General features: G+C 36.0%; 9 protein-coding genes and 1 pseudogene. 5 read left to right on the top strand and 5 right to left on the bottom strand.

The genetic code is table 11. From position 1 onward, the window contains the following. Positions 1 to 10 precede the first annotated feature (10 nt). On the top strand, positions 11 to 475 hold the full coding sequence (gene rplM, locus MCO_RS02610) for a 50S ribosomal protein L13 (protein ID WP_004860454.1): 465 nt from the start codon (positions 11 to 13) through the stop codon (positions 473 to 475). Between the two features lie 2 nt (positions 476 to 477). Continuing rightward, the gene (gene rpsI, locus MCO_RS02605) at positions 478 to 963 is read left to right on the top strand and encodes a 30S ribosomal protein S9 (RefSeq protein ID WP_007552439.1); all 486 of its coding nucleotides are present in this window, start codon (positions 478 to 480) and stop codon (positions 961 to 963) included. 115 nt (positions 964 to 1,078) lie between these two features. Here rpsI and MCO_RS02600 read toward each other — a convergent pair whose 3' ends face one another. Together MCO_RS02600 and MCO_RS02590 are read right to left on the bottom strand one after the other, a co-directional pair. After that, positions 1,079 to 1,444, bottom strand: coding sequence for a response regulator (locus MCO_RS02600; protein ID WP_007552438.1), 366 nt, complete (start codon positions 1,442 to 1,444; stop codon positions 1,079 to 1,081). Between the two features lie 1,686 nt (positions 1,445 to 3,130). Next, positions 3,131 to 3,442 carry a hypothetical protein gene (locus MCO_RS02590; protein WP_007552435.1) on the bottom strand — a complete coding sequence of 104 codons (312 nt, stop codon included), beginning with the start codon at positions 3,440 to 3,442 and terminating at the stop codon, positions 3,131 to 3,133. 251 nt (positions 3,443 to 3,693) lie between these two features. Here MCO_RS02590 and MCO_RS09995 point away from each other — a divergent pair. From MCO_RS09995 to MCO_RS02575, 3 genes and pseudogenes are all read left to right on the top strand, one after another. Next, positions 3,694 to 5,361 (top strand): annotated as a pseudogene (locus tag MCO_RS09995) (peptidase domain-containing ABC transporter). Further along, complete coding sequence (locus tag MCO_RS02580) at positions 5,351 to 6,676, top strand: HlyD family type I secretion periplasmic adaptor subunit (protein ID WP_007552431.1); 1,326 nt, start codon at positions 5,351 to 5,353, stop codon at positions 6,674 to 6,676. Before MCO_RS09995 ends, MCO_RS02580 begins: the two are co-directional and overlap by 11 nt. Continuing rightward, positions 6,676 to 7,140 carry a toxin-activating lysine-acyltransferase gene (locus MCO_RS02575; protein ID WP_007552429.1) on the top strand — a complete coding sequence of 155 codons (465 nt, stop codon included), beginning with the start codon at positions 6,676 to 6,678 and terminating at the stop codon, positions 7,138 to 7,140. Before MCO_RS02580 ends, MCO_RS02575 begins: the two co-directional genes overlap by 1 nt. 580 nt (positions 7,141 to 7,720) lie before the next feature. Here MCO_RS02575 and MCO_RS02570 read toward each other — a convergent pair. The 3 genes from MCO_RS02570 to MCO_RS11485 all read right to left on the bottom strand — a co-directional run bounded on the left by MCO_RS02570 (position 7,721) and on the right by MCO_RS11485 (position 11,604). Beyond that, positions 7,721 to 10,450 (bottom strand): autotransporter outer membrane beta-barrel domain-containing protein, encoded by a 2,730-nt coding sequence (locus MCO_RS02570; protein WP_007552428.1) that lies wholly within the window; start codon positions 10,448 to 10,450, stop codon positions 7,721 to 7,723. 454 nt (positions 10,451 to 10,904) lie between these two features. Beyond that, entirely contained in the window at positions 10,905 to 11,411 is a 507-nt protein-coding gene (locus tag MCO_RS02565) for a hypothetical protein (RefSeq protein WP_007552427.1), read from the bottom strand. Between the two features lie 64 nt (positions 11,412 to 11,475). Further along, positions 11,476 to 11,604 (bottom strand): hypothetical protein, encoded by a 129-nt coding sequence (locus MCO_RS11485; protein WP_256364616.1) that lies wholly within the window; start codon positions 11,602 to 11,604, stop codon positions 11,476 to 11,478. Between the last annotated feature and the right edge of the window lie 56 nt (positions 11,605 to 11,660).

Here is an 11,660-nt window from a genome sequence, read left to right as displayed (position 1 = left end):
GGATACTTCTATGGCAACTTTTTCACAAAAGCCAACTGAAGTGGTGAAAAAATGGGTTATTATTGACGCAGAAAACCTTGTTTTAGGTCGTCTTGCCACATTCGTTGCTAATCGCTTACGTGGCAAACATAAAGCTACATTTACTCCACATGTCGATGATGGTGACAATGTCATTGTGATCAATGCAGACAAAATATCTCTTACCGGTAAAAAATATACAGATAAAAAATATTATTGGCATACCGGCTATATTGGTGGAATCAAAGAACGTACAGCGCGTCAGATTCTTGAAGGACGTTTTCCCGAACGCGTTATTGAAAAGGCTGTGGAACGCATGATTCCTCGCGGACCACTTGGCCGTCGCCAACTGAAGAATCTGCGTGTTTATGCTGGAAGCCAACACCCGCATGTGGCACAACAGCCTGAAGCTCTTGACGTTGGTGCTTTAAACCGCAAAAATAAAAGGATTGCTTAATTATGGCTGAAATTAATTCTCTTTCTGAGCTTGGTGCAGTGACAAATATTGCAGAGACTCATGAAAATGTCGCTCCTATCCACGTGCAAAAACTTGATTCACAAGGACGTGCCTATGCAACAGGAAAGCGTAAAGATGCTGTTGCTCGCGTATGGATAAAACCAGGCTCTGGAAAAATCATCATTAACAATAAGGAATTCGACAAATATTTTGCTCGTCCTGTTCTTAGAATGATTCTTCGTCAGCCAATCGTTGCAACAAATAGAGATACTCAGTTTGATATTGTTGCAACCGTTGCAGGCGGAGGTCTTTCTGGACAAGCCGGTGCAGTACGCCATGGCATTTCCAAAGCTTTAACCTATTACGAACCAGAACTTCGCACGATTTTGAAAAAAGGTGGATTTCTTACCCGTGATAGTCGTGTTGTCGAACGTAAAAAATACGGTAAAGCAAAAGCGCGTCGTTCTTTCCAATTTTCAAAGCGCTAATTTCAGTTTTCGCGCGACATATAGAGCCTCGTTTTCGATGGGGCTTTTTTCACGAATAGTGGCAATTACTCATTCGCTTTTTCTGTATCTTTTTCTACTATCATTTAACAAGTTTTCAGTCTAAGAATTGCTTTACCATTGTAATAAAATGAGGAACAGAAATAGGCTTTGACATATATTCTTCACATCCACTTTCACGAATTCGCTCTTCATCCCCTTTCATAGCAAAGGCTGTTACAGCAACAACGGGGATAGATTTAAGCTCTTCATCCCCTTTTAATTGTTTAATGACATCAATCCCTGATACCTCTGGCAACTGAATATCCACAAGGATAAGAGAAGGCATTGATGAACGAGCCAAATCTAATGCCATAAGACCATTACGCGTTTCAACGGTTTCATAGCCACTCGCCTCTACAAGATCACGGAACAATTTCATATTAAGTTCATTATCTTCCACGATCATAACTTTTTTTGACATCATTATAACTCCACTCTTTTAGGGATAAATCAAATAAAGAAATAGAAATTAATACACATCCTCTTATTTAAGATAAAATGATAAAAAAAATTGTAAACTGCAAAGAAAATAAATAACTCCCTATAAAAGCAATTCTTCGCAACCATTTGTAATGCATATCTTTATGCTTCTACATTTTATAAGAATAAAATCCATAATAACCGTAAGATTGTACTATTACATATTTTGGGGGGGGACTATACAAAGTTTATAGATATCCAAATCAACCAGTAGATCTTTTCATTATAGATAAAGATATCAGTTACAAAAATTAGCTCACATACGCATTTCGTATAGGAAAAGTATAAATAACGTTGATATGCATAGATTATTTGGCAATAAGAACAACTAGGAGTTTTATATATGAAAGCGTTTAATATTGTGATATTTTGTTGTCTCAGACACTTTTATTGTAAATCAGTACAGGCATGCAATAACAGATCAAAATACTGTTAACTATACGTTTTAAACAAAATTTAAGAATGGATTACATATGCAATTAATGCATTGTTAAATGCAAAAGCGGTAACGAAATTGGAAAGCGGAGTATTAATTATAGATTCTCAACATCTTTTCCCCACTTATTTTCTCTCTTTTATTACTTTTCAAAAGATATTTGTAAAAATATATGCTTTATTTTATAAAATTTAATACATTATTAAATAAATTAAACTGATAAAATATAACAATAAATAATGTTATAAAAGATGTTATGGACATCAATATAAAGAATAACTTTACTAGTAATAATAGTTTTTTCTGAATCTCTTTTTGACTATAGCCTTTAGATTCGTAGTACAAAAAAACTGAAATTGTAAATGTAATTACAATCAGGATTGAATGCAACAATTTTACAATAAAATTAATAAAATCCATCCACATCAATAATGCCCACCATAACAATTAAAAACTAAAATATACAAATATTTCAATAATATCCACAAATAGCACTCACTTGCCTCATATGAGGCTTTCATTATCCACTTTGTAGAGTTTCAAAAATTATGAATACTGTTCACTCTTATGAGAAATTAATATTAGTTTATTAAATAATAAAGTCCAAAATATATTATAAAGTACACAATAATTATAATTGATCCTAATTTTATAGACTGCCACCAAGTAGGAAAAGTTAATTTATAAAAATGTATACTCAAAAGCACAAAAATATTTGTTGCAAATAAAGCGTTTTTAATAATAAAAATAATATCAGCCATAATAGATTCCATTTAAAATAATATAAACTATTACAAATAATAGTTGTTTATTAGATTATTTTTACACCTTTTATATATAAAATAGTTAATTAAAGTAAATTATTAATTACATAAAACTTAATATAATAAAACAATATAAAGAATAATATAAAAAATGAAATTACTCTTATTAATGACTTCTTATTAAGATCATTTTTACTATATCCTTTAGAACGATAATATAATTCGAACAAAGATATAAATAGACTCAAGCAACATATTGATACGAATAACTCAACAATAGTATTAAAAATATTCATAACAAACAAAATTTCCAAATAAAAATATATATAACTGAAAGTTATTTTATCAACAATTGTAGACATATTTAATTAAAATATGTCTACAAAACTGTTATTATTTTAGAAAAATATCATAGATATTTTATAAATTACTTCATACATTGATAAGCATTATATGCGAGACTTGCCTCAGCCCCAAGCAAATAACCCGCTCCACTATAGAGTGCTGACCCCACATAGCCTCCCGCTGCAGCACTTCCTAAGGCACCCGCTAAAAGACTTAAACCTCCTGTTTCAGGTGCAAGCGCTATCGCTGAAGCTCCTCCTAATATAACTCCTCCAACTTCACCTATATGCGATCCTACCGAATAACCTACTTGCCCTGCTGAATGCGCTGCACTAAGAAGACCAGAAGGGCTACATGAATTATCTGAATCACGTGCTGAGCTTGAACTTCCCATTTTATTCTCCTAATATCTATTAAAAAAACCGTATCGACATGATACGTTTTAAGTGGTTATCACGCGTTTTAGATTAATGTCAAACATAATTTTTAAAATAGTGATAAAATTATTTATAAAATATAAATACATTATGTTTATATTACATTCATACAAAAATGTATTTATTGTTTAGTAATAATACTATTTACAATACTGTTTAAATATGCGACATCAATCGCTCTTTCTCTTAAACAAAATCATAAATTCAAATGAGCAATTCACCCGAAAAGCTAGTATCCTTCTCTTGGTTTACTAAAACTACCAAGAAATATATTCATTATGTCATAGAACTCAGTTGTGTAGCCATTGTTTTGCGCTTACTTGGCTTGGTGAATCCTTTTATTTTTCAGGCAATTATTGACCGTATCTTGCCCTTCCAGCGTGCGGAAAGTCTTTATGCTATCGTTGTCTTGATGGTTGCTATCATGCTGTTTAGCACGGCTCTTAGCACTCTATCAGGTTATTTAGGGGCTTATTTAGCCAATAGGCTGACTCTAGAATTTGCGCGTCGCATTTATACCCATCTTTTAAGCCTCTCCCTGCCTGCGTTACGTCATTGGCAAGTAGGGGAACTGTTTTCACGTATTGGAGAAGTTGATACAATTCGCGGTTTTTTAACGGGAACTATTGCAACAACTGTATTGAATGTTCTGTTCGCAATCATTTATCTTGCTGCACTCTTTTCCATTAGTCCGAAACTTACCTTTATTGTCCTTATCATTTTACCTTTACAAATGGGCTCTTTAGCGTTGGTTGGTCCTTTTTTACGCCGCCAATTACGCCGTGCTTTCACCCTGCAAGCGGCCCATAAATCACGCCTTATTGAAAGTTTTACCAATCTTGAAGCCATCAAAGCGCATGTAAAAGAAGCTGCTCATACGCTACGTATGCAAGAAACTTTAGCTCGTAGTTTGGATCAAAGCCTTACAACCAGTAAATTACATCTTCTCAATGGGGCATTGAGCCATATTTTTGGCGATCTTTTCACCATTTTTATTATCTTTTTTGGTGCTCAAGCAGTACTGCAAAATCAGATTACGCTAGGGCAACTTATTGCTTTTCATCTCCTCGCTGGCAATGTTTCTGGTCCTATCTTAAGCCTTGCGTCTTTATGGGAAGAATGGCAACATTTAAAAATCTCTCGCCTTCGTTTGGGTGATATTCTTAACTCCCCTTCAGAATGGGAAAAGGAAAAACCATCTCTTCAACTCACTACAACGCCCCATCTTGAAACCAGAGATATGTGTTTTTCTTATGGAGAAAAGAAAATTATCAATCATCTTGATGTATCTTTACAACCTGGGCAACCCATTATGTTGCTTGGTCCTTCAGGGTGTGGAAAAACAACCTTGGCTAAGCTCCTTTGTGGTCTCTACCACCCAACAAGCGGAAAGATATTGATTAACGCACAACCTTTACAGAATTTTGATGTCCGTAGCGTGCGTGAAACAATCGCATATTTTCCCCAAAATCCTTGCCTTTTTTCCGGAACCATTCTTGAGAATATGCTTCTTGCCAAACCAGATGCCACTAAAGATGAAATTGACGCTGCACTATATGCTAGCGCTTGCCATGATTTGATTGCTCAGTTGCCTCTAGGACTCAATACCTAGGTAGGAGAGCAAGGTGGCTTTTTATCAGGTGGACAACGCCAACGCCTAGCATTGGCTTGTTTTTTCTTGATAAACCCGCGCCTTCTTATTTTGGATGAACCGACTTCCGCATTAGATGAAGCTGCTAGCACACAGATTGTTGAGTATTTATATAAACTTTCGCAAGAGCGCATGGTTCTCGTCATTACCCATAAACATGACCTTTTTCCTCAGAACGCAACCATATTAAATTTCAATGATTTGGAGGCAAAAAATGGCAGATAAGACACCACGCTTACGTCCCTTATCGCCAACGCTTCATATGGTGGTTGCTGTTTTGGTCACCTTATTTCTCTTTATTGTGATCGGCAGCTTTATCGCAAAAACAGAAATTGTTGCACGGGGGCAAGGATCGGTTATTCCTACCGCTTATGTTCAGCTGGTCCAAGCGCAAAATACAGGACGCATTGAGAAAATCCTTGTAAAAGAAGGGCAATTTGTTCATCAAGGTGATCTCCTTATTCAATTAGATCCCCGTGAAGCCTTAAATGAGCGCGCACGGGTTCAAGCCGATATAGCTCAACAGACTCTTCAAGCGCAAATTGCTGCTGCTATTTTAGCAGCACTGAGCGAAAGCAATCCTTTGGATAAAGATTTTGTAACAAAAGGACTGGCTTATTTGCAAATTCCTCCCTCCAATAACGATACTGCAAGAATAGAAGGGGAAAAACTCATTAGCGCTACCCTTCAATCTCTCCAAGATAAATTAATAGCGCTAAAAGCACAAGCGGACCGCGTCGAGCGCAGCGGTGCAACACAACATGCGCAATTAGATAGGTTGGAAGATGACCGTCAATTAAGCCAAGGAAAATTAAAAGCTGCAAAAAGCCTGATGGAAACAAAAGTCATTAGCCAAGCCGTTTATTTAGAGCGTTTACATGACTTTAAAAATGTCGAGCATGAAATTTTAACCAATCAAAGACGCCTAGAAGAAAATATCGCCGAAATAAACACCCTCCGCCAACAACGGCAAAGCCTCATTTCCGATGAAATCGCCCGCTATCGGCAACTTTCGCGTGAAACAGAACTGAATCTTCAAGGATTAAAAGCAAAACTTGATAGCACTCAATACCGTCTTGACCACTTATCACTTTATGCACCTGTTGATGGACGTATCGATGATTTAAGTATCCATACTTTGGGCGGCTTTGTAGAAGCTGGTAAAACGCTCATGCGTATTGTCCCTGGTACAGGCGGTCTCATTATTGAAGCGTTTTTTGATAATCGAGATATTGGTTTTTTAGAAAAAGGCCAACGTGCTTACATCAAGTTTTCTGCCTTTCCGCCTGAACGTTTCGGTGTTATCCACGGTACAGTCGTTAATGTAGGCGCTACAGCGCGCTATAATAAAGAAATTAATGGTGTCTACGCTGTTTTAATCAAAATTGACCAAGATCACATCACTTTGAATAACAAACAACTTAAATTTATCCCTGGCATGACTGTGACAACGGATGTCATTACCTCAAAACGACGCTTAATTTCCTATTTCTTTGAGCCTATCACCAAAATTTTAGAACAATCTCTAAAGGAAAGATAATGTGTGTAAATGAAAATACATCACCATCACTCATAGCCCCTTTTACAGCTTTGGGAGCTATGGTGATTTTAATGCTTCAATCCCCCTTACACCGCCGCTGGCGGATTTGGGATATCGAATTTAATGTAGGACCAGCCTTACGAACTGGACAATACAAACTCTATAAAAATGAGCATGAAGAATTTTGTGCTTTTATCACTTGGGCTTTTTTAGATGAGAAAAATCATCAATCTATGCTTGAAAAAGGAGAGCTTTTATCCAATGCCGATTGGCATGGTGGAGAATATGTATGGTTCATTGATTGTGTAGCACCATATGGTCATGCTGCTACTATCGTACGCGATATGCAACGGAATGTATTTCCCAATCAGCAGTATTGTTATGCTGTACGACGTAATGAAGACGGTGGGATACGGAAAATTGCCCGCCGGCGTTCCTATAGAGCACAAAATCTATCAAAATAGCTTTTGTCAACCAAGTGAACATAAACGATTTAAGGACTCCCTATCACATACTTTTATGAGGAAAAATTTTTATTGATTATTTGGGAAGTGGCTATAGTAAAAGTGAACTTTGCTGTTTAGAGTTGCCTCATTACAGGTAGATGTTTTTTAGCTTATCCAGATATGATATTAATGGTGATAATTAATCACGAAAACTGATTATGCCCTTCGAAGCCTCATTTTTCTTATTTTTTCATAGACTTACCGCTATACCTTTTATTGCGCAATCAAATCGATTTGGTAATAGACAATCTATTCAGTATAAAGCCTTCCTACTTGCTAACATTGCTGAGCGAATAAGAAGTGATTCATACGCAATATATTTATATTATTCTTCCTATACTCACGAAACATCATAAAAAATCCAATATACAGCTATTAAAAAAAATAAGTGTTAAATAATTACTTATAATGTAGTTACAAAAATTTTACAAAACAGTTAACATAAAAAAATATTTTGAGATAATATTAACTTATTACATTTTATATTCTCCAAAATAATAATAGATTTGTTTAGATTTAGCTTTTTTCTGAACTAATTTTAAAAACTATAGTTCAATCTACCAGTAAAACGAACTCCAGAAAAACCGGCCTTAGTAAGCTTATGCTGGTAGGTTAGATCACTGTGAAGTGTAATTTTTGAAAACAGTTGTGAATTGATACCCAAACCAGCTTCTAAAGAAGAACCAAAAGAACTTAACTGGAAAGAATCTTTAAAACGCACAAATTGCTTTCCACCAAAATGATTAGCAATACGAATCTCACCATAAAGGGAAATGTGGCGATCCTTTTCAAATGTTGCAAACATTTTGGTTAAACGCCCTCCAACACGCATCAACCATTGATCAATTTTTTTCATCTCAATATCAAATCCATCACGATCATGTGCCTTATGAAACTGAAGATTCTGATAAATAAACTGAACTTGTGGATCAAACATAACACCTCCATACCCTATCATAAACGTTCTGCCAGCAGAGAACCATACATTTAAGGGATTTCCTTTTAATGTCGCCGTCTTTCCCCGTGCAAAGGTAAAAATATCACCTTTAAACAAACCATAGGATAAAAGACCGTTTACATAAAAACCAGTGTTATGCTCCACGCTACCATACGCTGTAACTGACCATTTATGAAATGTATTTTTTTTACTTTGTTTAACATCCCGAGGACGAAAAGAAACCTTCCCATAAGTCCCCATGATTCCAAAAGATGCCGTACTGTATGCCCCCTCAATTGTTTTCAACAAAACACCTGCCCCCATGGCATTATAATCAAAATTGCCTCTATAACCATATTCAAGTGCAGAAAGATCTGAAACATAACGATAACTTCCGCCGTAACTGGAAACAAATAAAGTGGGGTAGCCATCAGTTTTTAACGGACGGACAGAAACAGATCGCATAGTTTCCAATTGCTTGTTTTGACTACCAATATCCATCAATCCAGCATGAAACAAAGCATTAGGCAAAAGAAGATAAGACGGCACTTGCGGAACAACATCTCTCACCCTTAGTACAATAGGTACATCAAGAGCAGTCTGAACATATTTACTTTCGAGGCGAAAATCCCAAAAATCTCCATTGCCCTTCACTAATCTTTGAGAAACACGTGCATTTCCAAGAGAAGAATCTGGACCATATGGATGGAGATAATATTGGTAAGGCAAACCTTCCAATGCAATATAAGCAGTACTCAATTGAAAAGAATCTTCTGCCGCTTTTCCAGAAACTTGAATAAGTGAAATACTTTTAGCATTTCCATTGCCTTCTACTTCTCCTTGATTTCCTGTAACAAATTGCACATGGACTATAGTTTTGCCAGAGACATCTCCATGAATCAAAAGCCGGTCACTCTTTTGGTTATCAAGCGATCCATCACTATTGAGATACGTATTGAGATAAAGATGTGCACTACCCTGCACATTGAAAACTTCTTCTCCTCCCTTTCCAATATGGAGTGTTTGATACTCTTGAAACGTTGGGGATTCAAAAGCAATAATACTGTCAGAAAGTTTTACAAACGAAATGGATGAAACAACACGATTTGAAGCTTGTGGATTTATCTCTTTTCTTTTTGTTAAAATCCATTTTGTTTTTCTTGTCAAATAAAGTTCAGCAACAGAATCATCAGCGACGCGAGTGCCCCCTATAAGTGAAGAAGAATCAGCCAACAGCGCCATAGAAGCCCCATTTTCAGCTGTTAACAATAAATCACCAGAGATCTTCGTCCCTTCTGTTACTCCGATATAACTACTACTTTTATAACTATGAATAGCTGTACCATCTGGAACTTCAAAAGTCGCCTTCTTCAAAAGGACAATTCCTTGTTGGTAGCTATTATTTCCTTTATCTATATTAAAGTGTATACCATACTTACCGCCTGTCACTATAATTTTTGAATCTTCAATATTAACTCGCGAAACTAAAATATTCCCTTCTTGGCCCACATTTGATTGTGCGTTAGCATCTAATCCGATCCATAAACCTCTAACACCACGAGCAATAACACTGCTACTTTTTAAATAAGTAGAGCTGTGCTGGTTTACATTTAAAACTGCATGGGCAACATCATCTTCTTTATCCGCTGTATTTTGACTTTTTGAAGTAATACTAACACTATCTAAAATTGCACTCCCCCTTGATCCCACATATAGCGCAGCTGCATCTGTCACATCAATCAGCCCACCCATCATCTTAATACCTGCATCAAAACCACTGAAAAGAGCACTCTCTTGACCGCTGCCTTGACCATGCACTTTTATTTTTGCATCCACTAAAATAACAGATGTTCCTTTCTTTTCTGCATAAACACCCATCTGAGTAGCTTGAACTGATCCGCGATTTACCTCTATCGTTCCATTGTTAGCTCTAAATCCTATTGACATATTCTTCAAAGTTGAATCGCTTAAAACAACTTTTCCTCCTTGCGAAGCAACTATACCATAAGTACTTTTTACACCATCAATACCGTTAATTTGTACACGCGTTGCTTGGATAACTGTATTCGGCTCCTGTGCTACGATAACAGCCGACGATGTAAAGGAATTCTCTCTCTCACTCTCTTTTTCAGAAGATTTAACGAACTGATATACTTTATCAGTAATTATATGTTCTGCACCATCACTGCACCTATAAGGTAATTTACCTTCACCACACAAAAATGATATGGACGAAAAAGGGCGTGCCTCAACATCTATATTAGATAAAAAAGGAAAAATAGCTGCTGTAAAAGCAAATAAATATAAGCGATTTTTAGATTCTCTAATCATCATTCTTCTTCAAAAGTCCTTTTTTCAGAAAAAATGCAGGCAGAAAACGAGCTATAAATTAAAATACAATAAGTGTAAAATAAATGAAAATAATTTATTATTACCTGATAAACAATTGCACTGATAACTTGTTTTGTATTTTATTATGAAGCAAACATAAAAAATAGACTTATTAAGCTTATGCTGATAAAGAAAAATATCTAGGCTTCTAAAAAAGAAAAAAGTACCAAAATGAAAAAGAATCCAAGATAAAGTAGAACATTTACTATCCTGAAGTTAAGAAGAATCATATAAAGTATATCACCAAAATCAGTTCTTGTGACAATAGCATCTGTGCTAATATTAGAGTAAATATTTTTATATCGAGTAAGCCTCGGTCAGTAATCACTGACAAGAATACCCAAACAGTCCAGATTGGCAACAGTGTCATTATCAATCTGGACTCTAATGAGCTTCACCTTATTGGGAGTAAAGGAGCCACCTTTGAGGATGTATGCGACACTGATGGTCGCTTTTGTAAAGCTTTTTTTGTTTGTTGACGTTTTCTTTCATTCTCAAAGTGAGCTATCATGGCCCGTTCCTTCTTGCTCGTATTACTTAGACCAAAAGTGTCATTATCCATAAATTTCTGATATCCAGCTATCATGAGATCGGTTAGGAACGAGTCACTTTTCGGAGGTTGTGTAAAATAAATCCCTTTTGAATCTTGCAATTTATATCGGAAACCTGCTTTTTTCATGCACTCATAAACTGAAGCAAATTCACTTGCGTACGAATTCATATCACTAGAAGAAGCATAAACCGGTTTCCAGCCACATTTTAAAAGTGATTGTTCAATTACAGCCCTATCTGTTCCAGACTTTTCCCATAAAACCAATGTTGATGGGGGAGGAGTTCCTAACTGACATCCAGCCATACTTAATAAAGCCATGCAGCTCAACAGTTTTAAGATTTTTTTCATTTTCCCTCTCCTTCAATGGGTTTCTTTACGACGAGAAGGATCGTAAGCCTGTTGATATTTTCTGTCACCGCTGTTTAAAACAACGGTGAACAATATTGAGATGGTGGATTGAAGAAACAATCCCGCTATTCCAAGAAAAAGCAAGAATGGGGGATTGTTGATCATCACCAGCAGAAAAACTTAAGGCTGGCATTTGCGACTATTTTTATACTGTTTACAAAACGGGCTATTTAAGCGCTTCTTGACACT

The sequence above is a fragment of the Bartonella sp. DB5-6 genome, assembly GCF_000278115.1.
GTDB classification, from domain to species: domain Bacteria; phylum Pseudomonadota; class Alphaproteobacteria; order Rhizobiales; family Rhizobiaceae; genus Bartonella; species Bartonella refiksaydamii.
The sequence above is the reverse complement of the archived record's forward strand: the minus strand, read 5'-3'. Positions and strand labels throughout refer to the sequence as shown.

Excerpts from the sequence above, each read along its gene's own strand:
- rplM (WP_004860454.1), top strand. The coding sequence starts at position 11 with ATGGCAACTTTTTCACAAAAGCCAACTGAAGTGGTGAAAAAATGGGTT.
- rpsI (WP_007552439.1), top strand. The coding sequence starts at position 478 with ATGGCTGAAATTAATTCTCTTTCTGAGCTTGGTGCAGTGACAAATATT.
- MCO_RS02600 (WP_007552438.1), bottom strand. The coding sequence starts at position 1,444 with ATGTCAAAAAAAGTTATGATCGTGGAAGATAATGAACTTAATATGAAA.
- MCO_RS02590 (WP_007552435.1), bottom strand. The coding sequence starts at position 3,442 with ATGGGAAGTTCAAGCTCAGCACGTGATTCAGATAATTCATGTAGCCCT.
- MCO_RS02580 (WP_007552431.1), top strand. The coding sequence starts at position 5,351 with ATGGCAGATAAGACACCACGCTTACGTCCCTTATCGCCAACGCTTCAT.
- MCO_RS02575 (WP_007552429.1), top strand. The coding sequence starts at position 6,676 with ATGTGTGTAAATGAAAATACATCACCATCACTCATAGCCCCTTTTACA.
- MCO_RS02570 (WP_007552428.1), bottom strand. The coding sequence starts at position 10,450 with ATGATTAGAGAATCTAAAAATCGCTTATATTTATTTGCTTTTACAGCA.
- MCO_RS02565 (WP_007552427.1), bottom strand. The coding sequence starts at position 11,411 with ATGAAAAAAATCTTAAAACTGTTGAGCTGCATGGCTTTATTAAGTATG.
- MCO_RS11485 (WP_256364616.1), bottom strand. The coding sequence starts at position 11,604 with ATGCCAGCCTTAAGTTTTTCTGCTGGTGATGATCAACAATCCCCCATT.